Origin of the sequence: Nocardia blacklockiae (assembly GCF_015477355.1) — a bacterium.
Lineage (GTDB): Bacteria > Actinomycetota > Actinomycetes > Mycobacteriales > Mycobacteriaceae > Nocardia > Nocardia blacklockiae.
Map to the genome: position 1 here is coordinate 92,866 of NZ_JADLRJ010000017.1, position 23,527 is coordinate 116,392.

General features: G+C 68.6%; 22 protein-coding genes. 7 read left to right on the forward strand and 15 right to left on the reverse strand.

Features of this window, described 5'->3' with window-relative positions; genetic code table 11:
• Positions 1-2 precede the first annotated feature (2 nt).
• A complete protein-coding gene (locus IU476_RS32545; protein ID WP_195106146.1) occupies positions 3-662 on the reverse strand; it encodes an SRPBCC family protein in 660 nt (219 codons plus the stop codon).
• On the reverse strand, positions 659-2,473 hold the full coding sequence (locus tag IU476_RS32550) for a thiamine pyrophosphate-binding protein (RefSeq protein WP_195106147.1): 1,815 nt from the start codon (positions 2,471-2,473) through the stop codon (positions 659-661). Before IU476_RS32550 ends, IU476_RS32545 begins: the two co-directional genes overlap by 4 nt.
• Before the next feature lie 211 nt (positions 2,474-2,684).
• Between IU476_RS32550 and IU476_RS32555 the strand changes: the two genes are divergently transcribed.
• The 3 genes from IU476_RS32555 (at position 2,685) to IU476_RS32565 (ending at position 5,065) form a co-directional block, all read left to right on the forward strand.
• Positions 2,685-3,206, forward strand: a complete 522-nt coding sequence (locus IU476_RS32555; RefSeq protein ID WP_195106148.1) for an EXLDI protein — start codon at positions 2,685-2,687, stop codon at positions 3,204-3,206.
• A 129-nt stretch (positions 3,207-3,335) separates the two neighbouring features.
• A complete protein-coding gene (locus IU476_RS32560; protein ID WP_195106197.1) occupies positions 3,336-4,292 on the forward strand; it encodes an ATP-binding cassette domain-containing protein in 957 nt (318 codons plus the stop codon).
• The gene (locus tag IU476_RS32565; RefSeq protein WP_195106149.1) at positions 4,289-5,065 is read left to right on the forward strand and encodes an ABC transporter permease; all 777 of its coding nucleotides are present in this window, start codon (positions 4,289-4,291) and stop codon (positions 5,063-5,065) included. The genes IU476_RS32560 and IU476_RS32565 overlap by 4 nt, the downstream gene beginning before the upstream one ends.
• A gap of 462 nt (positions 5,066-5,527) precedes the next feature.
• On the opposite strand, the gene IU476_RS32570 is transcribed toward IU476_RS32565, so the two are convergent.
• From IU476_RS32570 to IU476_RS32585, 4 genes are all read right to left on the reverse strand, one after another.
• Positions 5,528-5,791 carry a hypothetical protein gene (locus tag IU476_RS32570; protein ID WP_195106150.1) on the reverse strand — a complete coding sequence of 88 codons (264 nt, stop codon included), beginning with the start codon at positions 5,789-5,791 and terminating at the stop codon, positions 5,528-5,530.
• Positions 5,792-5,919: 128 nt separating this feature from the next.
• Complete coding sequence (locus IU476_RS32575; RefSeq protein ID WP_195106151.1) at positions 5,920-6,825, reverse strand: DUF8453 domain-containing protein; 906 nt, start codon at positions 6,823-6,825, stop codon at positions 5,920-5,922.
• 246 nt (positions 6,826-7,071) lie between these two features.
• Complete coding sequence (locus IU476_RS32580; RefSeq protein WP_195106152.1) at positions 7,072-7,689, reverse strand: HAD family hydrolase; 618 nt, start codon at positions 7,687-7,689, stop codon at positions 7,072-7,074.
• Positions 7,689-8,102 (reverse strand): SdpI family protein, encoded by a 414-nt coding sequence (locus tag IU476_RS32585; protein ID WP_438944096.1) that lies wholly within the window; start codon positions 8,100-8,102, stop codon positions 7,689-7,691. Before IU476_RS32585 ends, IU476_RS32580 begins: the two co-directional genes overlap by 1 nt.
• A 195-nt stretch (positions 8,103-8,297) precedes the next feature.
• On the opposite strand from IU476_RS32585, the gene leuS reads away from it, so the two are divergent.
• The gene (gene leuS, locus IU476_RS32590) at positions 8,298-11,168 is read left to right on the forward strand and encodes a leucine--tRNA ligase (protein ID WP_195106153.1); all 2,871 of its coding nucleotides are present in this window, start codon (positions 8,298-8,300) and stop codon (positions 11,166-11,168) included.
• Here leuS and IU476_RS32595 read toward each other — a convergent pair.
• Positions 11,165-12,067: an AraC family transcriptional regulator gene (locus tag IU476_RS32595; protein WP_195106154.1), complete on the reverse strand. Its 903-nt coding sequence runs from the start codon at positions 12,065-12,067 to the stop codon at positions 11,165-11,167. The genes leuS and IU476_RS32595 overlap by 4 nt on opposite strands.
• Positions 12,068-12,198: 131 nt before the next feature.
• On the opposite strand from IU476_RS32595, the gene IU476_RS32600 reads away from it, so the two are divergent.
• Positions 12,199-12,933 carry an SDR family oxidoreductase gene (locus IU476_RS32600; protein WP_195106155.1) on the forward strand — a complete coding sequence of 245 codons (735 nt, stop codon included), beginning with the start codon at positions 12,199-12,201 and terminating at the stop codon, positions 12,931-12,933.
• Between the two features lie 5 nt (positions 12,934-12,938).
• On the opposite strand, the gene IU476_RS32605 is transcribed toward IU476_RS32600, so the two are convergent.
• Complete coding sequence (locus IU476_RS32605) at positions 12,939-13,640, reverse strand: SDR family oxidoreductase (protein ID WP_195106156.1); 702 nt, start codon at positions 13,638-13,640, stop codon at positions 12,939-12,941.
• Positions 13,641-13,935: 295 nt separating this feature from the next.
• Between IU476_RS32605 and ggh the strand changes: the two genes are divergently transcribed.
• Positions 13,936-15,270, forward strand: coding sequence for a glucosylglycerate hydrolase (ggh, locus tag IU476_RS32610; protein ID WP_195106157.1), 1,335 nt, complete (start codon positions 13,936-13,938; stop codon positions 15,268-15,270).
• Between the two features lie 112 nt (positions 15,271-15,382).
• Positions 15,383-16,132, forward strand: a complete 750-nt coding sequence (locus tag IU476_RS32615) for a glycoside hydrolase family 25 protein (RefSeq protein ID WP_195106158.1) — start codon at positions 15,383-15,385, stop codon at positions 16,130-16,132.
• A gap of 15 nt (positions 16,133-16,147) precedes the next feature.
• Here IU476_RS32615 and IU476_RS32620 read toward each other — a convergent pair whose 3' ends face one another.
• The 7 genes from IU476_RS32620 to IU476_RS32650 form a co-directional block, all read right to left on the reverse strand.
• Positions 16,148-16,444: a hypothetical protein gene (locus IU476_RS32620; RefSeq protein WP_195106159.1), complete on the reverse strand. Its 297-nt coding sequence runs from the start codon at positions 16,442-16,444 to the stop codon at positions 16,148-16,150.
• Positions 16,445-16,548: 104 nt separating this feature from the next.
• Entirely contained in the window at positions 16,549-18,600 is a 2,052-nt protein-coding gene (locus IU476_RS32625; RefSeq protein ID WP_195106160.1) for a PhoX family protein, read from the reverse strand.
• A 114-nt stretch (positions 18,601-18,714) separates the two neighbouring features.
• On the reverse strand, positions 18,715-19,443 hold the full coding sequence (locus tag IU476_RS32630; protein ID WP_195106161.1) for an amino acid ABC transporter ATP-binding protein: 729 nt from the start codon (positions 19,441-19,443) through the stop codon (positions 18,715-18,717).
• Complete coding sequence (locus tag IU476_RS32635; RefSeq protein WP_195106162.1) at positions 19,440-21,239, reverse strand: ABC transporter substrate-binding protein/permease; 1,800 nt, start codon at positions 21,237-21,239, stop codon at positions 19,440-19,442. The genes IU476_RS32630 and IU476_RS32635 overlap by 4 nt, the downstream gene beginning before the upstream one ends.
• A 31-nt stretch (positions 21,240-21,270) precedes the next feature.
• The gene (locus IU476_RS32640) at positions 21,271-22,377 is read right to left on the reverse strand and encodes a YeiH family protein (RefSeq protein WP_195106163.1); all 1,107 of its coding nucleotides are present in this window, start codon (positions 22,375-22,377) and stop codon (positions 21,271-21,273) included.
• A gap of 4 nt (positions 22,378-22,381) precedes the next feature.
• Positions 22,382-22,537, reverse strand: coding sequence for a hypothetical protein (locus IU476_RS32645; RefSeq protein WP_195106164.1), 156 nt, complete (start codon positions 22,535-22,537; stop codon positions 22,382-22,384).
• Between the two features lie 117 nt (positions 22,538-22,654).
• Positions 22,655-23,449 carry an LLM class F420-dependent oxidoreductase gene (locus IU476_RS32650; protein ID WP_195106165.1) on the reverse strand — a complete coding sequence of 265 codons (795 nt, stop codon included), beginning with the start codon at positions 23,447-23,449 and terminating at the stop codon, positions 22,655-22,657.
• Between the last annotated feature and the right edge of the window lie 78 nt (positions 23,450-23,527).

Below are 23,527 nucleotides of genomic sequence, written 5' to 3' on the forward strand. Positions count from 1 at the left end.
CCTCACTTCATCCAGTCGGGTGTGATGGGCAGGCCGTGCGCGGCCCGGTATTCGCAGATCGCCTTGAGGTTGTCGAGTTCGAGCTGGTGGCCGGCCGAGAACATCTCCCAGAAGTCGCCGACCCACACGGGGCGCTTCGGCGGCGCGGCCTCGGGGTAGGGGTTCTCGTCGTAGAACGGGTGGCGGCAATTCACCCACAGCACTACCGAACCCGGTTTGTTGAACACGACCTGCGCGTCGACCACGCGCATCAGGTAGACCATCCACAGGTGCTGGCCCTGGTCCCAGGCGCAGTGGTAGTCGACGGTCATGGCGTCGGGGTTGGCGACGGTCCGGGTGAAGATCTTGGTTTCCGAACCCAGCCGGTCGTAGGCCAGCCACAGTCCGGGCTCCTCGGTCTCGACGAATCCGCGCAGGCTGTAGGTCCACTCCTCCAGGCAGCGGGTGTCGGCCAGGTACTCGTACACCTCGCGCGGCGGGGCGGCGATGTAGGACTGCACGGGACAGAACTCGCCGAAGATCTGGTCGTGCGGATAGACCGAGCGCAGCATGTCCATGATGATCGGCGTGGTGGCCTCGCGATCGGAGTTCTCGATGCGCAGCACGCCGGGTATCTCCTGCTGCGGGATGTCGCTGAGTGCGGGCAGGGCTCCGGTGGTCACGGGTTCCTCCTCGGGATCGACAGAAACGGGGTGAACGGTGGGATCTCGTCCGGGTCGCAGTCGATCGAGACGAACGACGGACCGGGGGTCTCGAAGCAGTAGCCCAGCACCGTGGCCAGTTCCTCGGCGGTGGCGGGCGAGTACGCGGGCAGCCGGGGGAACATCGCGGCCACCCCCGCGCCCAGGTGCGCGGGGTGAAAACGGTTGAAGCTGTAGCGATCTCCGTAGTACAGCTGCTCGCGGGTGACGCACATGGCGTGCGCGTTGTTGTTGAGCACGACGAACGTCACCGGCAGCGCGTGCTCGACGGCGGTGTGGATCTCCATGCCGTGCATGAAGAACGCGCCGTCTCCCGCCACGACGAGAGTGCGGCGCTCGCCACCCTCCGGCCGCCGGTGCCGGGCGAAGGCCGAGCCGATGCCCGCGCCGAACGCATACCCCATCCCGCCCATACCCAGCGCCACGACGAACCGCCCGCCCCGCGGCAGGCGCAGGTGGTGCACCACGGCGGCCCCGGTGTTCCCCGCGTCCGCGAAGACGTCGGTGCCGGGTTCCATTGCGGTGTTGAGGATGTCGACGATCTCGCGGTATCGGAGGCCGGGGCCGGAGGCGGGAGGTACCGGGAGCGGGGTGAGTTCGCCCATCCGAGCGGAGGGCGACTCCGGCAAGTGCTCTCCCCCTGCCACGCGCTCACCACCCGCCGCATGCCCGCTGCCTGCCACGCGCTCACTACCTGCCACCCGCTCGCCCGCTGCCACGCGCTCGCCCTCTGCCACGCGCTCATTACCTGCCCGCCGCCGCAAGGCGGCGGGCAGGTCGGCCGCCAGGTCGGCGAGGCTCTTCGCGAGGTCGGAGGTGCTGGCGTGCAAGGACTTCGGGTAGGGCGGTTCGGCGCCTATGCTGGCGAGCGGGACCTCCGCCAGCACACTGTCCAGGCCGGCGCGGGCGGTGATGGGCATGCGGGTGCCGATCAGGAGGCACAGGGCCGAGTGGCGCACGGCGTCGGCGAGTTCGGGGTGGCCCATGCTGCCGGAGACGCCGCAGTAGCCCGGCTCGCCGCGGTCGTAGACGTCCTTGGCGTCCGGGGCGACGCCGACCGACGCGTCGAGAACCGTTGCGAGGCGGCGCAGTTCGGCGCGCGCGTCGTTGCGGGCCACCTGGTCCCCGGCGATGATCGTGATCTTGCCGGTGGCGCGGGCCGCGCTCAGCGCCGAACGGACCCGGGCCAGCCCGTCCGCGTCGGACACCCGCTCCGCGCGCGGCGGGCGGAGCGGCGGGATGCCGGTGGCGTCGGCCTGCTGGACGTCCTTGGGCAGCAACAGCACCGCGGGCCCGCCCCGGCGCGCGGCCGCCACCGCCCGGGTCAGGTGCCAGGGCAGCGCCTCGACCGCGTCCACCCGCGCGCAGTAACGCGAGATCGACTCGAAAAGCTTTGCGGCATCGAAGGTTCCGGCCAGACCGCTGGAATCCTGGAACGCTCCCGCGCCTTCCAGCGCGGTCGGCGGCTGCCCGACCAGGGCCAGCACCGGCACCCGCGAGGCGAACGACTCCGTCAGTCCCGCAACGAGATTCATCGCCCCGCCGCCCGAGGTGGCACACACCACACCGAGCCCGGCGGTGCTGCGGGCATAGCCGTCGGCCATGGTGGCGGCGGAGAATTCGTGCTTGGCCACCACCCCGGTCACGTCGTGCGGGGTGTCGAAGAGCGCGTCGTAGAGGTCTTCGATATTGGCCCCGTCCACCCCGAACAGGTGCCGAATCCCCAGCGCCGCGACGGCTTCCACCAGATAGTCCACCGCTCGTGACGGCATCGACGCTCCTTCCTGCCGGGATCCGAGAGCGCGCGATCTCGGTGCTCCTGACCGGGATACGAGCGACGCCACCCGATGGTTCACCCCCGAACGCGAAGATCGATCCCCTGTTCCGGATCGGCGTTCCCCGCTTGCGCGGCCGCCGCGCGGTGGTTCTCGACAATGTCGGCGGCCTCTTGTGTGTATGTATACGTCTACGTATAGTGGAGGCATGCCCAACAAGACCGTTTACGTATCGGACGACGACCTTCCCCTGTTCCAGCGTGCACAGGAGCTGGTCGGCGGCAATCTGTCGGGCGCGATCGTGACGGCGCTGCGCCGGTTCATCGAACTCGAGGAGGGGCGACAGGAGGGCTTCGAGGAGGTCCTGCTGCGCGTCGGTCACAACGGCGCGCGGCAGGTGCGGTTCTCGGGCGCTCTCCTGGGCGAGATGCGCGACATGAACGATCGCCACCAGCAGCACATCCGCGTATACCGCAGCCGCAAGGGCAAATTCGTGCTGCACATGCAGACCTCGGCCTGGGCCGACTACCCGTCCGAGACCAGCGCCAACTGGATCAAGGACCTGACCAACTGGCGCAAGATGCTCGGCGTCGGCGACCCGGACTGGGGCGATTTCACCATGGACATCTACGACTCGGTGACCGATCTGAAGGGGAGGATTCCGAACGCGCTGTATCAGCGGGTGGTCGACATCGTCGAGCACCCGCAGATCGAGGACCTGGACATCTGACGGCCGGGGCCGGCGCGAGAGCCGTTCCCGCACAAACGAATACGACACGAACGCCTTGCCCGGACACCTTCGGGACACGGCTCGGTCGACTCATGCATGCATTCCTATCTGTTGATGAGAGGACAGATTATGACCACCGGATATCCCCCGCCGGCCATCTCGGTCGCCGGCCTGCGGAAATCCTTCGGGGACCAGGTCGTGCTCGACGGCATCGACCTGACCGTCGGCGAAGGCACGATCTTCTCGCTGCTCGGCCCCAACGGGGCGGGCAAGACCACCACCGTGCAGATCCTGTCCACACTGCTGCGCGCGGACGGCGGCGAGGTGCGGGTGAGCGGGCACGACGTGGCCGGCGACCCGGACTCGGTGCGCGCGGCCATCGGTGTGACCGGCCAGTTCTCCGCCGTGGACGAACTGCTCACCGGCCGGGAGAACCTGCTGCTGATGGGCGACCTGCACCATCTGCCGCGCAGCGAGAGCAGGCGCCGCGCCGAGGACCTGCTGACGCGATTCGACCTGGTCGACGCCGCCGACAAGACGGCCGGGGCCTACTCCGGCGGCATGACGCGGCGGCTGGACCTGGCCATGACGCTGGTCGGCGACCCGCAGGTGATCTTCCTCGACGAGCCCACCACCGGGCTCGACCCGCGCAGCCGCCGCGGCATGTGGGAGATCATCCGCGAACTGGTCGCGGGCGGGGTGACGGTCTTTCTCACCACCCAGTACCTGGAGGAGGCGGACCAGCTCGCCGACCGGATCGCGGTGCTCGATCACGGCCGCATCGTCGCGGCGGGCACGCCCGAGCAATTGAAGCGGCTGGTGCCCGGCGGGCACGTGCGGCTGACCTTCGCCGACCGCGCCACCCTCGACCTCGCCGCCCAATTGCTCGGCGGCGTACCGGAACCCGAGGACGCGACGCTCGCGATCCCGGGCGACGGCAGCGTCCGCACGCTGCGCGCGCTGCTGGACCGGCTCGACGCCGCCGGGATCGAGCCCGAGGGGCTGGCCGTGCACACCCCCGACCTCGACGACGTATTCCTCACTCTCACCGGACAATCCGTTCCCGAAAAGGAAACCGCGCAATGAGTACCGCCACCTACGCCGTCGCCGACACGGTCACCATGCTGCGCCGGAACATCGTGCACGCCAAGCGTTATCCGGCGATGACGGTGATGCTCGTCGCCATGCCCGTGGTGCTGCTGCTGATGTTCAACTACGTGTTCGGCGGGGCTCTCGAGAAGTCGCTCGCGCCGGGCGCGAAATACATCGACTACATCGCGCCGGGCATGATCCTGATGGTGCCGGCGCTGCTGGTCACGGCCGTCTCGGTGTCGGTCGCGACGGATATGACCAAGGGCATCGTCAACCGGTTCCGCACCATGTCGATGTCGCATTCGTCGATCCTCACCGGCGAGGTGCTCGGCACGATGATCCAGGGTCTGCTGGGTGTCACGCTCATGGTCGGCATCGCGCTGCTGCTCGGCTTCCGCCCGAACGCCGACGCCATCGAATGGGTGGCCGCTCTCGGCCTGCTCGTGCTGGTGCTCTTCGCATTCAATTGGCTCGGTGCGGGTTTCGGCCTCTCGGCCGCCACCCCCGAGGGCGCGAGCAATACCCCCACCCCGGTCATCTACCTGCCGATGCTCGGCAGCGGCCTGGTACCCACCGACACCATGCCCACCGGCGTCCGCCAATTCGCCGAGTACCAGCCGTTCACCCCGATCACCGAAACCCTGCGCGGCCTGCTGATGGGCACCGAGATCGGCAACAACGGCCTCATCGCCCTCGCCTGGTGCGTGGCCATCGCCGCGATCGGCTACCTCTGGGCGAGAACCACTTTCCGCCGCAAAACCGCCTGACCCACCCGAACCGCCCCCGGGACATCGGCTCCCGGGGGCGTTCGCGCTGCCGGGAACCGGGTAACGCGGTGCCGCACCGGGATTCGCGCGAGAATCGAGGGGCAATTCCAACCCTCCGCACAGCGCACTTCAAAAGGGCCGACTCCATCACACGCCGTTCGCCGGATCGGGTCTAGTTCAGCGGCGCGACGTTCTCCGGCATCGTGGTGTTCCGTGCCGCGCTCCGCGCACACCGTCGATTGCACCGACGCCACGTTCCGGAACACCGCTGATTCAAGTACTGCTGACCCACCTCCCGCTCGGGACCCACTCGCTGCGCGAGCCAGACTCCTGATTGTCAAAACAAGCTCGTACACTGCGGATTTGCGGTAAATATGCGCGGGTTGCGGGTCTTTCAGCGGAACGCAGCGAACTTCCGTCGCCCGCTAATGGTGGGCCGACAACCCGTACGCAGCACTCGGTTTACTTCTTCGCGTTGTATTCGTTGGCAGGCAGATCGTAGGTCTTGTTCTCGTACTCACTACCCGACCACCATGCGTAGTTGTACTCGCGACGAACAACCATTTCGTTCGCCCAAGGAAACGCCTCGGGCGCTATCGACCGGACTGGGTTCTCGATTTTGTCAACTGCACGTCCCAGAGCCTTGTCTTGGATATTCTTTCCGTTGCCCTCCGGGACACGGAATTCGAAGGTCATACGGAGCACGCGCGGGGTTGTTCCGGCCATCTTGCAACTCTCCTAAGAAGGGGATACATCACGAGAGTAGAGATTCTAACGAGAACTGGGAGCGTCCTGAGATACTATCTCGGTAAAGAAGACGCTCCCCGAGCCGCCCCTCGCTATTTCAGCTTCGGCTACCCCTCAAGTACTTCCGGTCGACCCGGTCCATCCAGATGCTCTGCCAGTGGCTTCGCCGCCGCTGCCGACGAATGTGGTGCCATTTCGTCTGCGGTCGGCAGGACAGCTTCTGCGGCGGCAACCTGGTTGTAGGCATGCGGGCGGAGCTGACGATCCAGTTTCTCAAGCCGACGCCTGCGATCGACGCGCTTTTCACGACGGCGCTGTGACTCAGCCGCAGCATCGCCGGCATACACCCACACACCCGAATTTTCGTTGCCGAATCCACCGAGAGACTGGGCTATCGATTTAAGTAGCTCATTTTGCTTCTCGATTTGCTTAGCAACGTCGTGGATCGTCTTTGTTTGTAGTTTTTGCGTGCCTTTCAAGGTATTCCAGTCAAGCACAGCTTCAGTCGTGTAAGTTCTCCCGCGACTGTCCTCATAGGTGACGAGTCCCTTGTGTAGCGTGGCTAGCCCTTCTACCTCGAACCTGTCTGGCGCATAATCCCAACTGGTTCGCCACTCTTGCCACGGAGCCAATATGGGGATCACCTCCGGATAAATCAGATCGGTAATCTTCTCGCCAAAATTAGGACTGACCTGCGGTTTTGGATCGAATGATAGGCGTACATTTGACGCTGGCGTCGCTCCAAAATTCTTCACAACCAGATCCAGATCCTGCCAGTCGGCAGAATTAGGTTCTGTGTACATAACAACATTTGGCTGCGCCTGTGCTTCACGAGTTTTGCGCGCTTCTTTAGCTTGTTTTGCGGCAAACGTAGCAGCGCCGACAGCGATCGCGGCGGTTGTCCACCCGGCACTTGCAGCCCAGGCGTCTGCGGACATGCCGAATATGCGATCCCATGCATCACCGAACCAGCCGGTAACCGGTGCCGTCCACTCCGGGAGAGCCATGTTCATGACTGGCGATTGTGCCACTCGCCACCGACATTCATAGCTGGACGCTGAGCCGGGTGGCGAATCCCGAAAGCCGTCGCTCTGCCCTGCGCTGCGGTACCGCGATTCGGTGTAGAGTGCACCACCGATTTCTCCGCGCCACGTACGTCGGAAACCTGTGAACATCCATCCACAGGACGAGCCGCCAGCGGTCGGCGGCGCACAACTCATCGACGGCGCGGGATGGGTGCCTGTCTCATTTCGAACGGTCTAGCGGGCGGCGATCTCCGCCTGGCTGAACCAGTCGGGAAAGGCCGTGAGGTCGGGGAGGACGGTGTCGGCGCCGGCGGCGTGTAGTTCCTCGGCGGTGCACGGGCCCGTGGTGACGCCGACCGAGTAGGCGCCGGCGGCTCGGGCGCCGCGGACGTCGCCGATGTGGTCGCCGACGTAGATGCTCGCGGATTCCGCGCGCAGGGCGCGGGCCTTGCCGTCGGCCCACAGGTCGCCGATGACGGCGTCGGCGGTGAGGCCGAGGTGTTCGAGGTGGAGTTCGGCGTTGGGCTGGTACTTGGCGGTGACGACGATCGCGCGGCCGCCCGCCGCGCGCACGGCCTCGATCGCCTCCCGGGCGCCGCGCAGCGCGAGCGTGCCGGTCACCGCGTGGTCGGGGTACATCTCGCGGTAGAGGTCGGCCATCGCGGGGACGTGCGCGGCCGGGAACCAGTTGGCGAGTTCGTCTTCGAGCGGCGGGCCCAGCCGGGTGACCACGAGGTCGCAATCGATGTAGGCGCCGGTGCGCTCGGACAGGGCCAGATAGCAGGAGCGGATGCCGGGACGGGAATCGATCAGCGTCATGTCGAGGTCGAAGCCGACCGTGTGCGGGCGCATCAGCCCGCGGGCTGGCAGGCGTCGCGCAGCGAGCAGGCGCCGCACGCCGCACCACAACCGCCGACCTGCTCGGGCGCGAGCCCGGCGATCGCCCCGGCGGCGGCGTTCACGCCCGCGCCGAGGACGAACACGGCGATCAGCGCGGCCACCGCCGCACCGATGATCCCCACCACGGCGCCCGCGAACAAGGCGATCACGCCGCCGGCGGCGAGCAGCACACCCGCGCCGAAGGAGGTGGGCGCGGCCACCCGATTGGCGATGCGGAAGGACTCCTCCGAACGCAACGCGTCCTCGGTGTGCACGCCGAAGAAGCGGTTGGGGGGCAGGGAGCCGGTCAGCCCGAGTACCCCGGTGACGACGGCCACGGCCGCCAGCACGAACAGGAACAGCGCCACCACGAACACTCCGCTCACGATACCCGGTGTGAAAAGCCGCCGGGCGCGGGGCCGTAGCAGGTGAGCGGCGTGACGGGTGACGACGCGGAGCGGGCCGGGCGGCCGCGCGCGGGGGGCGGTCGGACAGCTGACCCTTTTTGGGCCCTGACGTGCGCACGCTCTACCCTGGGGGCAACGTTCACCCCGGGGATATGGCGACAAGAAGGCGAGACCGTGCAGGACACCCGTGCAACCGACCCAGCCGGCGCGACCGCGACCGGCGACAGCGACGTGCCCGCACACCGCTACAACGCCGACCTGGCCGGACGCATCGAGCGCAAGTGGCAGCAGGCCTGGGACGAGCGCGGCACCTTCTTCGCGCCCAACCCGGTGGGCCCGCTGCGCGGCGAGACCCCGCCCGACAAGCTGTTCATCCAGGACATGTTCCCGTACCCGTCGGGCGCGGGCCTGCACGTCGGTCATCCCCTGGGCTACATCGCCACCGACGTGTTCGCCCGCTACCACCGCATGCGCGGCCGCAACGTGCTGCACGCGCTGGGCTACGACGCCTTCGGCCTGCCCGCCGAGCAGTACGCCGTGCAGACCGGCGCCCACCCCCGGGTGACCACCGAGGCCAACATCAAGAACATGCGCCGCCAGCTGGACCGGCTGGGCCTGGGCCACGACCGCCGCCGCTCGTTCGCCACCACCGACCCCGAGTTCTACAAGTGGACGCAGTGGATCTTCCTGCGCATCTACAACGCCTGGTACGACACCGCCGCGAACAAGGCGCGGCCGATCGAGGAGCTGGCGGCCGAATTCGACTCGGGCGCCCGCGAAGTCGGCGACGGCCGGGCGTGGGCCGACCTGTCGCAGGCCGAGCGCGGCGCGGTGCTGGACTCCTATCGCCTGGTGTACCAGTCGGATTCGGTGGTCAACTGGTGCCCCGGGCTGGGCACGGTGCTGGCCAACGAGGAGGTCACCGCCGAGGGCCGCAGCGAGCGCGGCAACTTCCCGGTCTTCCGCAAGCGCCTGCGGCAGTGGATGATGCGCATCACCGCCTACTCCGACCGCCTGGTCGACGACCTGGACCTGCTGGACTGGCCGGACAACGTGAAGGCCATGCAGCGCAACTGGATCGGGCGCTCGCGCGGCGCGCAGGTCACCTTCGCCGCCGACGACCACGCCATCGAGGTGTTCACCACGCGCCCCGACACCCTGTTCGGGGCAACGTATGTCGTGCTGGCGCCGGAACACGAGCTGGTGGACCGGCTGGTCGCCGCGCGGTGGCCCGAGGACGTCGACCCGCGCTGGACCTTCGACTCCGCCACGCCCGCGCAAGCCGTTGCCGCGTACCGGGATTCGATCGCCGCCAAGTCGGATCTGGAGCGCCAGGAGAACAAGCAGAAGACCGGCGTCTTCCTGGGCGCGTACGCCACCAATCCGGTCGACGGCCGACAGGTGCCGATCTTCATCGCCGACTACGTGCTGAGCGGCTACGGCACCGGCGCCATCATGGCCGTCCCGGGTCACGACCAGCGCGACTGGGAGTTCGCCACGGCGTTCGGCCTGCCGATCGTGGAAGTGGTTGCGGGCGGAGACATCTCGACCGCCGCGTACCCCGGCGAGGGCACCCTGGTGAACTCCGGCTACCTGAACGGCCTGGAGATCGAGGACGCCAAGGCGAAGGTCATCGAGCACCTGGAGGCCGACGGCCGGGGCCGTGGCACCGTGCAGTACAAGCTGCGCGACTGGCTGTTCGCGCGGCAGCGGTACTGGGGCGAGCCCTTCCCGATCGTCTACGACGAGGACGGCCGGGCGCACGCGCTGCCGGAATCCATGCTGCCGGTGGAACTTCCGGACGTGCGGGACTTCGCCCCCGTCACCTTCGACCCGGACGACGCCGACTCCGAGCCGTCCCCGCCGCTGGCCAAGGCCACCGACTGGGTGACCGTCGAACTGGATCTGGGCGACGGACCCAAGACCTACCGCCGCGACACCAACGTGATGCCGCAGTGGGCGGGCAGCTCCTGGTACCAGCTGCGCTACACCGACCCCACCAACTCCGAGGCGCTGGCCGCGCCGGAGAACGAGCGGTACTGGCTGGGCCCGCGCCCGGCCGAGCACGGCGCGAACGATCCGGGCGGCGTGGACCTGTACGTCGGCGGCGTCGAGCACGCGGTGCTGCACCTGCTGTACGCGCGGTTCTGGCAGAAGGTGCTGTTCGACCTGGGTGACGTGTCCGGCCCCGAGCCGTACCGCCGCCTGTTCAACCAGGGCTACATCCAGGCCTACGCCTACACCGACAAGCGCGGCGCGTACGTGCCCGCCGCCGACGTGGTGGAGCGGCAGGGCAGGTTCTATCTGACCGACGACGCCGGGGTCGAGCAGGAGGTGTTCCAGGAGTACGGCAAGATCGGCAAGTCGCTGAAGAACGCCGTCTCCCCCGACGAGATGTACGACCTGTACGGCGCGGACACCTTCCGCTTCTACGAGATGTCGATGGGCCCGCTGGACACCTCCCGGCCTTGGGCGACAAAGGATGTCGTGGGCGCGCACCGGTTCCTGCAGCGGGTGTGGCGGCTGGTCGTGGACGAGGAGTCGGGCGCGGTGCGGGTCACCGACGCCGAGCCGTCGGACGCCACGCTGCGCCTGCTGCACAAGACGATCGACGGTGTCGACGGCGACTACGCCGCGCTGCGCGACAACACCGCCGGCGCCAAGCTGATCGAGCTGACCAACCACCTGACCAAGGAGTACCCGCAGGGCGCCCCGCGCACGGTGGTGGAGCCGCTGGTGCTGATGCTGGCCCCGATGGCCCCGCACATCGCCGAGGAACTGTGGGAACGGCTGGGGCACACCACCGCCCTGGCACACGGCCCCTTCCCCGTCGCGGATCCCGCACTGCTGGTGGAGGATTCGGTCGAGTACCCGATCCAGGTCAACGGCAAGGTCCGCAGCCGCGTCAGCGTCCCCGCCGACGCCGACAACGCCACCGTCGAAGCCCTGGCCCTGGCCGACGAGAAGCTGCTGGAATTCCTGAACGGCAAGCAGCCCCGCAAGGTCATCGTGGTGCCCGGCCGCCTGGTGAACGTGGTCGCCTAGCCCGGCGGCGCGGCGAGCCGCCGATACGCTCCCGGCGCGCGGCGGTACTCCCGTTTGAACGCCTTGGCGAAGGCGAATTCCGAGGTGTAACCCACCTGCCGGGCGACGGTCGCGAGCGGGGCGCGCTCGCGGCGCAGCAGGCGGGCGGCGGTGATCATGCGCCAGCGAGTGAGGTAGGTCAGCGGTGGTTCCCCCACCAATCGGGTGAAACGGCGCGTGAAAGTGGCTCGCGCCATACCGATCTCGCCCGCCAGGCGGTCCACGGTCCAGGCCTCGGCGGGCCGGGAGTGCATCAGGTGCAGGATGTGGCCGATCGCCCGGTCGGTCATGGCCGCGGTCCAGCCCACCGTGCTGCCGTCGTACCAGGCCCGCAGGATGTAGATCAGGAGGGCGTCCACCAGCGCGGCCACGACCGCGTCGCCGCCGGGGTCACGCGTCTCGATTTCGGCGCCGAGCAGTTCGACGGCAGCGCGCAGCCGCCGCGGCTGCGCTCGTTCCGGCAGATGAACCAGGTCGGGAAGGCCCGCGAGCACGGGATGCCGTACGCCTTGCTCGATCTGGTAGGCGCCGGACACCACGATCGTCTCCGGGCCGGCACCGCCGATCGTGATCCGGTCGACGCGGTGCGCGACAACGAGATCCACGGGCTCGGTCGCGGGGGCATCCGCGATGGCGTGCACCGCTCCGCCGGGGATCAACACGACATCCCCGGCTCGCAACGACAGCGGACCGGCGCCCTCGCGCAGCAGCAGGCAGTCGCCGTGCACGAGGACGTGGAAGCCGAAGCCCCGTCGCCCGCCGAACCGCAACGCCCAGGGCGCACGGGCGCGAGTGTGGACCGACAGGGCAGGCGCCGTGGTCACGGCGGCCACCGCGTCGCTGAGGGCATCGATAACCATTGCGCCACTCCCCGAGTGATCCGATCAAGCATGTTTAGGGCACATTGCACCATGGTTCGGATCGTCGCCGACTCATAACGTCGAATGCGGCAGCACACCTGCCAGTCCTGCGAATCTCGAGCGGAGACAACATGTCGCACAATCCGACCGTCATCGTCACCGGCGCCGCACACGGAATCGGCCGCGCCGTGGCCGAGCGGCTCGGCACCACGGGGGCCGGTGTCGTCGTCAACTACCGTTCCGATGCCGCGGCGGCCGAGTCCGTCGTGACCACCATCCGCGCCGCGGGCGGCGCGGCGACGGCGGTGCGGGCCGATGTCGCCGTGTCCGACCAGGTCCAGCGGCTGTTCGACGTCGCGCGCCGGGACTACGGCGACCCGGACGTGGTGGTGCACTGCGCGGCCGTCACCCACTTCGCTCCGCTGGTCCAGACCACCGACGCCGATTACGACCGCGTTTTCGACGCCAATTCCAGAGCCACGTTCGCCACGTTGCGCGCCGCGGCGGGGCAGGTGGTCGACGGCGGCCGGATCATCGTCGTTTCCAGTGGCGCGGCGGTGGTTCCGCGGGCGAACGCGAGCCTGTACGCCGCGAGCAAGGCCGCGGGCGACCAGCTGGTGCGGGTGCTGTCCACCGAACTCGCCGCCCGCCGGATCACCGTGAACAGCGTGCTCCCGGGACCGACCCGCACCGAAAAGGTCGTAGCCACAGTGGATTCCGATCGGATCGCGGCGATCGCCGCGGAGATTCCGCTGGGCCGGCTCGCCGAGCCCGGGGATATCGCCGATGTCGTCGCGTTTCTGGCTTCCGACGCCGGCCGCTGGATCACCGGCCAGGCCCTGCACGCCGGTGGTGGGATGTTCTGACCCGATCAGCGCCGGATCGGGCGGAGGACGATTTCCGTGGGGTGGGCGTCGCGTGGCGTCCGTACCGCGTTGGCCACTGCTCGTGCCACCGTTGCGGGAGTGAGGAATTCGTTCGGGTTGTAGGTGCGGCCCTCGCCGGCGACGATGGCGCGCTGCATGTCGGTGTCGATGCGGCCGGGGTGGATCGAGGTGACGCGGAGGTCGGGCTCCTCCAGGCGGAGGGCGTCGCCGAAGGCGCGCAGGGCGAACTTGCTGGCGGCGTAGACGCCCCAGCCGGCGTTCGCGCGCAGGCCCGCGCCCGAATTGATCAGCACCACATGGCCTTTCGCCGCGCGCAGCGCCGGGAGCAGCATGCGGGTCAACTCCGAGACCGCGATCACGTTGGCCTCCAGGGTGTTTCGCCACTGCTCCACCGAGGATTCCGCGACGGTGCCCAGTTCGGCGATCCCGGCATTGTGGACGAGGACGTCCAGGCGCTCGATGGGCGCGGTCGCGCGCGCTACGGCCGCGTAGTCGGTCAGCTCCACCGGCCACCCCGTCGCCGTGGGCAATTCGGCCAGCACGGCGGTCAGCGACTCCGCCGAGCGCGCGCCGAGCAGCAGGTCGTGGGTGGGCGCCAGTTCGCGGGCTACGGCGGCGCCGAGCCCGCGGCTCGCCCCGGTGATCAGCGCGGTCGGTGTCGTCTCCGGAGAACTGGATGCGGCCATGCGAACACCGTAACCGGGTCCTCGCGGGCCACCGACCGGCATCCCGCTCGGTCGATCCCGGCGGCCGGTAACTCCCGCGGCCCGCGCGGCGATGCACAGCGTGGTCGCTGTGAGCGAACAGTCACCGCTCCGGGTGGCGGCGTCCAGCGGCCGGGTGTATCAATCTCGGCAACCGGAATCACGAACCTAGGCGGACAGCGTGAGAACTGCCGAACAGCAGCCGGCATCACACCGGACGACGGGCGCGGAGCCCGCGCAGCGCGCATACCTGAAGGTGACGTCGCAGAATGGGGGGATGAACGGGCCCGGTTTCACACCGACACAACTAGCGGCCCGAGCCGCATACCTGCTTCGTGGCAACGATCTGGGAACCATGACCAGCGCCGCGCCGAAGCTGTATCCGCACATGTGGAGCTGGGACGCCGCGTTCGTCGCGGTCGGCCTGGCGCCGCTGAGCGTGGAGCGCGCCGTCGTCGAACTCGACACGCTGCTGTCGGCGCAGTGGAAGAACGGGATGATCCCGCACATCGTGTTCGCCAACGGCGTGGACGGTTACTTCCCCGGCCCGTCGCGCTGGGAGTGCCGCCGCCTGGCGGCCAACGCGCCGGACGGCCCCGACACCTCGGGCATCACCCAGCCGCCCGTGCACGCCATCGCGGTGCAGCGCATCCTCGACCACTCCCGGCGGCACGGCCGCACCACCCGCGCCGTCGCCGAGGAGTTCCTGAACCGGCGCTGGGTGGACCTGATGCGCTGGCACCGCTGGCTCGCCCATGCCCGCGACACCAAGCAGAACGGCCGCATCACGCTGTATCACGGCTGGGAATCGGGGATGGACAATTCGCCGCGCTGGGATCGGGCCTACCAGAACGTGATCCCCGGCGACCTGACGCCCTACGAGCGCGCCGACATCACCCTGGTCGACCCGGCGCAGCGGCCCAGCGACCGCGAATACGACCGGTACCTGTGGCTCGTCGAGCAGATGCGCCGGTGCGGATACGACGATTTCCAGCTCGCCTCGACGATGAGCTTCGCGGTGGAGGACGTGTTCGTCACCGCGATCTTCGCGCTGGCCTGCGAGGTACTGGCCGGGATCGGCGAGGACTACCGGCTCCCGAACGCCGACGTGCGCGAGCTGTACGAGTGGGCGGACTACTTCCGCGCGGGCGTCATCGCCACCACCGACGCGCGCACGGGCGCGGCGCGGGATTTCGATGTGCGACTGGGCCGCTGGATCACCACCGAGACCCTGGCCATGTTCGCGCCGCTGCTGTGCGGGGGCCTGCCGCGCGATGCCGAGCGCAGCCTGCTGCGGCTGTTCGAGGGCCCGCGCTTCTGCGGCCACCCGGACCTGCGCTACGCGCTGCCGCCCTCGACCTCGCCGGTGTCGAAGGACTTCCGGGCGCGCGAATACTGGCGCGGGCCGGTGTGGCCGGTGATGAGCTGGCTGTTCTCCTGGGTGTTCGCCCGGCGCGGCTGGGCCGAACGGTCCTTCATGCTGCGCGCCGAAGGGCTGCGCCAAGCCAGCGACGGCAGTTTCGCGGAGTACTACGACCCGTTTACCGGCAAGCCGCTGGGCAGCATGCAGCAGTCCTGGACAGCAGCTTCGGTACTCGACTGGCTCGGCTGACCCGCCGAGATTTGGGACGAAGACCCGAATCCGCACATTCGGAGCAATCAACCGTCACGAAACCCAGCGAGGCCTGTGGTCACATCCCCCTCCGCTGCTTACGCTCGTAGCCATGTATCGACGCACCGTGGCTCGTCCGAAAGTTCGTCGCACGCTCCTGGCCCTGCCCGCCCTGGCGACAGTCGGCATCCTGTCAGCTACCACCGTGGCATCCGCCGAGCCGACCGGCCCGGACGTCTCGTCGTGGCAGCACATCGACGGGCGCATGATCAACTGGTTCGAGGTGAAGGCCTCGGGCAACCACTTCGCGATGGTGAAGGCGACCGAGGGGCTGACCTACGTCAACCCCTACTTCGTCCCCGACAGCGTGCTGATGCGCGCGGCCGGCGTCGCGCGCGGCACGTACCACTACGCGCACCCCGAGTTGCCGCCCGAACCGCAGGCCGCGCTCTACTCGACGGTGGTGCTGGGCCAGAACGGCCCGCTGGACCTGCCCCCGGTGCTGGACCTGGAGACCTCCGCGGGCCTGCCCCCGGCCGCGCTGATCGACTGGACCCACCGCTACCTGAACACGGTGCAGGCACTCACCGGACGAGTCCCGATCATCTACACGTATCCGAACTTCTGGCGCACGGCCATGGCCGACACCAACGAGTTCACCGGCTACCCCCTGTGGATTGCCGACTACCGCGGCAACGAACAGCCCGAGGTGCCCGGCGGGTGGCCTGCCTGGACCTTCTGGCAGACCACCGACTCCGGCCGCATCCCGGGCATCGCGGGCAACACCGACGTCAACGTATACAGCGGCGCCCAAGGCGATTTCACGCGCTTCGCCAACATGCCGTCGTCGGGGAGCGGGTAAACGGGGGCGGCCTACTCAGTGCTCGTCGTAGTGTCCGTCGTGGGCGGCGTGGCGGCAGCCGTCGTGGATGTAGTCCACATGGTCGCCGTGCGGGACCGAGACGTGGCCGCAGCCTTCGCCGTGCACGTGGTCGTGGCCGGTGTGCTCGGTGTGGCCCGCCGACTCGCACTCGTCGAAGTGGTCGCCGTGCTCGCGGTGCAGATGGCCGTCGTGCACATAGTCGACGTGGTCGCCGTGCGGGATCGACACGTGTCCACAACCCGGGCCGTGCACGTGGGTGTGGTCGGTGTGCGGAGCGTGTGCTGTGGTCATCGAACTACTCGCTTTCCCTGTGGAATTTCCATGTCGAAAGACATCTGTGTCGATAACCACACATTAACAGGTGCGCATTAATCCACAGATCGCGCGCCGCGCCCCTACACGCCGATGGCGCCGCCGTCCTTCCACACCGCCACCACCGCAGGCCGCGGCTGGGACGTGCCGCCGTCGGGCCAGTGCGAGGCCGGCTTGTCCGCGGACGCGCCGTCGACCTCGCCCGGGTGCTGCACACACACCAGCACCCGCCGCTCGGTCACCACCGGTCCACAGGTCTCCGCGCCCTTCGGGACGGTGAGGAACTGCTTGGTCTCACCGCGGCGCTCACCCTCGAGGACCACCGAGAACAGGCCGTCGTTGGACTTCAGCGCGTTGCCGTCGGTGGCTATCCACAGGTTGCCGTACGGGTCGAAGGCCAGGTTGTCGGGGCAGGAGATGGGGCTGACCCGGCTCTTGTCGAAGCCGCCGAAGTAGGTGTCGGCGGCCTTGGGATCGCCGCAGACCAGCAGCAGCGACCAGGTGAACGCGGTGCCGCGGTGATCGTCGGTGATCTCCAGGATCTGGCCGTTCTTGTTCTGGTTGCGCGGGTTCGCCTCGTCGGCGGCGGCCTTGCCCTCGGTGCCGCGGTTGCTGTTGTTGGTCAGCGCCACGTATACCTTGCCGGTCTGCGGGTTCGGCTCGAAGTCCTCGGGGCGGTCCATCTTGGTGGCGCCCACCTTGTCGCCGGCGATCCGGGTGAACACCGCGACCTCCTCGGCGGACATGCCCGCCACCATCGAGGTGCCCTTGCCGTCGGCACCGGTCTGCAGGATCGGAATCCACTGCCCCGTGCCGGTGAAACCCTTGTCCGCGGGCACCTTTCCGCTGCCGTCGACCTGATCCGGGTGGTCACCGGTCAGTTTCGCGACGTAGAGCGTGCCCTCGTCGAGAATGGTCATGTTGTGCTTGCGGCTGGCCGCGGTGTTGCCCGGCTCGATCTTCTTGGCGGAGACGAACTTGTACATGTACTCGAAGCGCTCGTCGTCGCCGGAGTAGGCCACCACGGTCCCGTCGGCGGTGACGTAGATATTGGCGGACTCGTGCTTGAACCGGCCCAGCGCGGTGTGCTTGATCGGCGCGGCGGTGGGGTCCCAGGGATCGAGTTCGACGATGTAGCCGAAGCGGTTCGACTCGTTGGGCTCCTGCGCGACGTCGAAGCGCTTGTCGAAACGCTCCCAGTGCCTGGGCATCTCGCCCTGGCCCGCGCCCGGATGGCCGAGGCCGTAGCGCTTGCCGCGATCCTGGGCGACCGGGTTGGCCAGCACGCCGGCGAAGTACTGGTTGAAGTTCTCCTCGCCGGAAAGCACTGTGCCCCAGGGCGTCACGCCGCCCGAGCAGTTGTTCAGCGTGCCCAGCACGGTGGTGCCCGTCGGATCGGCGGAGGTCTTCAGGAAATTGCTGCCCGCCGCCGGTCCGGTGATCGTGAACTGCGTGGTGCCGGTGATGCGCCGGTTGTAGCGGCCGAGCACGGGCGTCAGCCGGCCCGAGCCGGATTCGCCCCGCACCTCCACGACCGAAAGCCCGTGCGCCGCAAGGCTGATCTCGAACTGCTCGCGGGTCGGCGCGTCCGGCACGTAGCCGGTGAACATGTGCGGCTCGGTGGTGTATTCGTGATTGACCACCAGCAGGTAGGAATTCGGCTGCCCCTCGATGGGCAGCAGCGCCGCGAAGTCGTTGTTGTAGCCGAACTGCTCGGCCTGTGCGGCCGCGGACTGCTTGGCGAAGTCGAAGGCGGGCGCGTCGGGCAGCACCGGATCGCCCCAGCGGATGACCACCGTCTGCTGATAACCCTCGGGAGTCACCACGGCGTCCTGGGTGTTCGGCGCCACGGCAGTGAAGGCCGTGCCCGTGCCCGGACCGCTGTTGCCGACGGGCTTCGGCTCGTCGTCGCCGCAGGCCGCCAGCACCGTGCCCGCGCCGGCCGCCAGCACGACGGCCGCGCCGCCCCGCAACAGCCGACGCCGCGAGACCGCCGCGACGATGTCACCGAAGTACTCGTTGTCCGAGGTGTTGGGGACCTCGTGGAAACAGGCGTTGCCGCACTTGTAGGCACACGTCGTCGAGGAACGCGACGAGCGACCGTCGTGCGTCACGAACAGAGACAGGGGCTTCATTTCACATCGCTCCTCGCATGAACCGGCGATGCGCACGCTAAACGCAATGCGCGAGCCGCAGGAGACGAACGAGTGAACATCCGACCAATTAGGCCACCCTCAGTGCGCGGCCGCTCACAGCACCTGGGACAGGAACTGCCGCAGCCGCGGCGTCTCGGCGTCGTCGAATACCCGGTCCGGCGAACCGGATTCGACGACCGTGCCGCGGTCCATGAACACCACGCTGTCGGACACCGACCGGGCGAAACCCATCTCGTGCGTCACCACGATCATCGTCATGCCGCCCGACGCCAGCTCCGCCATCAGCGCCAGCACGCCCTTGACCAGCTCGGGGTCCAGGGCCGAGGTCGCCTCGTCGAACAGCATCAGCGCCGGCTTCATCGCCAGCGCCCGCGCGATCGCAACGCGCTGCTGCTGCCCGCCGGACAGGTTGCCGGGCCGGGCGTCGGCGCGCGCGGCCAGGCCCACGGCCTCCAGCTGTTCCAGCGCGACCGCGCGGGCCTGCTCCTTGGACAACCCGCGCAGCTTGCGCGGGCCGAGCGCCACATTGTCGAGGACGGTCCGGTGCGGGAACAGGTTGAAGTGCTGGAACACCATGCCGATGCGCTGGCGCAGCTTGTCCGGGTCGTCGCCGAGCACCGAGACGCCGTCGATCAGCACGTCGCCGGAATCCGGCTCGTACAGGCGGTTCAACACCCGCAGCAGCGAGGACTTGCCCGAACCGGACGGGCCGATCACGGTCGTGGTCTTCCCGGCGTCGACGTGGATGTCGACCCCGCGCAGGATCTCGTTGCCGCCCAGCGTGAGTCGCAGGCCGGTGCCGGTGAGGGAGGAACTGCTCACGCTCCGCGTCCTTCCGTGATGGCGGCCTGTTCGACGGGCTCGGCCGGCTCCTCCCGGCGCCCGGTGCGCAGCCTGCGATCGATGTAGTTCACCAGGTGGGTCAACGGAATGGTGAGCAGCAGGTAGACCAGGCCGGCGGCCACCAGCGGGGACAGGTTGCCGGTCTGGGCGTTGAGATCGCGCCCGACGGCGAACAGTTCGCGCTGCGAGGCCAGCAGACCCAGGAAGTAGATCAGCGACGAGTCCTTGATCAGCGCGATGAACTGGTTCATCAGCGCCGGCAGCACCCGGCGCACGCCCTGCGGTATCACCACCAGCGTCATCGCCTGCCGGTAGCCGAACCCGATGGCGCGCGCCGCCTCCAGCTGCCCGGCCTCCACCGACTGGATGCCGGACCGGAAGATCTCGCCGATGTACGCGGCGGCCAGCAGGGCCAGCGCGACCGCACCGAGCCAATAGGGATTGTTGCCGGTGACGTTCTTGACCACCGGTCCGATGCCCAGGCCGATCAGCAGGATGATCACCACCGCGGGCAGCCCGCGGAAGATGTCGGTGTAAACCCTTGCGGGCCAGCGCAACCAGCGGGTCCGCGAGATCCCCGCGACCGCCAGCACCATGCCGAGCAGGGTGCCGAGCACGCCCGAAACCAGCGCCAGGATCAAGGTATTCGGCAGACCGGTCTTGAACAGGTCGGGAAAAGCCTTGCGGTACAGCGACCAATCGAAGAACGTGTCCCGCAGCTGTTCGAGGGTCGACTTCGGGGCCGTCTGCGCGGCGCCCGTCCCCTGGTGTTCGGCCGCGATCTTGTCGAAGTCCGGCAGCTGCGGCATCGGAGCGGCCTTGGAGCCCGGCTTCCAGCCCGGCGGCAGGGTCCGCGGCGCCCAGTCGGAGTAGAGGCGGGCGTAGGTGCCGTCGGCGATGACCGCGTCCAGGCCCGCGTTGAGCGCGTCGATCAGCGGCTGGTTGTCCTTGCGCACCGCCCAGGCGGTGAAATTGTCCAGGCTGAAGGTGTTCTGGGCGATCGAGGTGGCGTCACCGGGCTTGACCGCGCCGGTGGCCTGGGCGGACGGCGCCACCCAGGCGTCGATCTGGCCGGACTTCAGGTTGGCGTAGGCGGTGTTGTAGTCCGGGAACTTCACCGGATCGAGCTTCAGCGTGTTGACGACGTACTCGTCCTGCACCGTGCCCTGCACGACGCCGATCCGTACGCCCGACTTCAGACCCGCGAAATCCTTGACGGTGCTGTCGTTGCGGACGACCAGCGAGAAGTAGCCGAAGTCGTAGCCGTTGGTGAAGCCGACCAGCTGACGCCGCGCGTCGGTGGTGGTGATGCTCGACGAACCGACGTCGAAGCGGCCGTTGGCCACCTGCGCCAGCAGGCCCGCGAACTCGGTGCCGGAGAACTCCACCCGCAGACCGAGTTTCGCGCCGATGGCCTTCAGCAGCTCGTTGTCGAAGCCGGTGAACACGCCTTGGCCGTTCACGCAGATGCTCGGCGGCGCGTCGGACAGCGTGCCGACGCTGAGCTTGCCCGGGCTGAGCAGGCCGAGTTTGCCGGTGTCGATCCGGTCCAGCGGAACGGTGTTCGGCGTGGTGAACCGGTCGGCACCGGCCTGGGCGCCGGTCGCCAGGTTGGCCGGGGCCGCCGACGCCGACTCGACGCCCGGCGGCGCGCACAGCCCGCTGCTTGCCGAGGAATTGCTGCTGTCCGAGCCGCAGGCCGTGAGGAACAGCAGGCTCACCACCGACAGCACCGCCAGCAGCGCACGGGGGCGTGACACGGGCAAACGGACCATAGGCGAGAACATTAGCCGGACACGTTACCCATCAGTCGACCACGCCCCAGTGCAACACCCGCACGGTGAACAGCACCAGCCCCAGCGACACCGTCGCCACCGCGACCAGGCCGACGACCGCGACCGCCAGCGGCCGCCAGCCCGTCCGCCCGAGCTCGCGGAAGTCGGTATTGAGCCCGACGCCCGCGAAGGTGAGCAGGAACGCCCACTTCGACACGTTGCCCAGATTGGTGAGCTGCGGCTTGTCGATCCAGTGCACGGTCGCCAGCGCGGACACCGCCAGGAAGCCGAGCACGAACTTGGGGAACTTCTCCCACACGAACGCCGCCTTGGCGCGCAGCCCCGGCGCGACGGCGTCGGCCTCGCCGCGCGCGGCCCAGTACAGGGCGAAGCCCAGCACCACGAACCCGATCAGCGCGTTGCGGGTCGACTTCACCAGCACCGCCAGCTTGCCCGCGGCGTCGGAGTAGGCGTAGCCGGTCGCGGTGGTCTCGGCGGTGTTGTCCACGGCCAGACCCGCCCACAGGCCGAACTCGTGATCGGTCAGGCCCAGGCCGTGCCCGATCGCGGGCAGCGTGAACAGCGCGACCGCGCCCAGGGTCAGGATCGCGGCGATCGCGTAGCTCACGTCGGAGTCGCGGGCCCGGATGGCCCCGCGCGACGCCACGATCGCCGACACACCGCAGATCGAAGTGCCCACGGCCAGTAGCGAACCCAGCTTCCCGGACAGGCCCAGCAGCCGCGCCACCGTGAGGATGATCGCGCCCGCCACCGTCATGTCGACCAGGATCAGCACGAAGCTGGTGCCGCCCAGTTTCGCGACGTCGCCGAGCACGAACCGGGAGCCGAGCGCGACGATGCCGACCTTCAGCCAGAACTCGTAGGTCCCGATGCCGGGCTTGCAGACGCGGGGCACGCCCACGGTATTGGCGATGATCAGCCCGAAAACGATGGCCCACAGCACGTATTCGATATCGGGAAAGCGCCAGTGGTGGTCGTGGACGAGGTCGTTGACCCAGACCTGGGTGTACTTGCCGAGCAGTCCGACGGCGATCAGCAGCGCGATGCCGGGGAGATACGCCAGTGCGTCCCGCAGGGCGCTCGATTCCGATGCGGGGGTGGCGGTTTCGGTGGTCATCGCGTCACCACGGAATCTTCGGCAGGGCGTCGGCGACGGCGAGCAGTACGAAGACGCCCGCGACCATCACCGCCCACCAGTCGACACCGATCCGCCGGAACACCGAGGGCGGCGGCGCGCCCGCTTCCGCCCGGCCCGGCACAGCATCCGGTTCACTCATCGCAGGCTCCCTCACAGCTGCCGATCGCAGCGCGCTCGGCTGCGATCGACAGTCATGGTGAGGGCGGCCTCGGCGTAGGGGAAGTGATCGAATCAGCCGGATTCGATCGGGCCGGTGTCAGGCGATGCCGGTGACCGACTCCGGGTTGAACTCGTCGCGCCAGCGGATCGCCTCCACGACCTGGCTCAGGTCGTAGTCGGGGCCGCCCGTGCCGACGGTGAAGGTGGTGGCACCGGCGGCCACCAGTGCCGGCGCCTGATCCGCGCCCGGCCAGTCCACCGAGCGCTCGATGCGCTCCGGGTCGGTGCCGACGGCCGCGCAGTGCTCGGCCAGGATCTTCGACTTGCGTTCCAGCACATCCAGTTTCGCGAAGGTGTGCCAGATGTCGCCGTACTCGGCCACCAGGCGCAGCGTCTTCTTCTCGCCACCGCCGCCGATGAGGATCGGGATGTCGCGCACCGGCTGCGGGTTCAGCTTCTTCAGGCGGCGGTCGATGCGCTCGAGGTATTCCTTGAGCAGATCCAAACGCGTTCCGGCCGTGCCGAATTCGTAGCCGTACTCGTCGTAGTCCTTCTGGAACCAGCCCGCGCCGATGCCGAGAATCAAACGGCCGCCGGAGATGTGGTCCACGGTGCGGGCCATGTCGGCCAGCAGGTCCGGGTTGCGGTAGCCGCCGCCGGTGACCAGCGCGCCCAGCTCCACCCGCTCGGTCTGCTCGGCGATGGCGCCCAGCATGGTCCAGCACTCGAAGTGCGCGCCGTCGGGGTCGCCGTAGAGGGGGTAGAAGTGATCCCAGTTGAACACGATGTCCACGCCCGCGTCCTCGGCGCGCAGCACGGCATCGCGGATCAATCCGTAGTCGGGGGCGTGCTGGGGCTGTAGTTGAACTCCGATCCGAACGGGTCGGGCCATGGCTCCTCCTCCGGTAATCAGTGCTTCGCGGGCTCGAGGCTACTCCCGAGCCGGTAGGATTCCCGGCTGCGGCGCCGC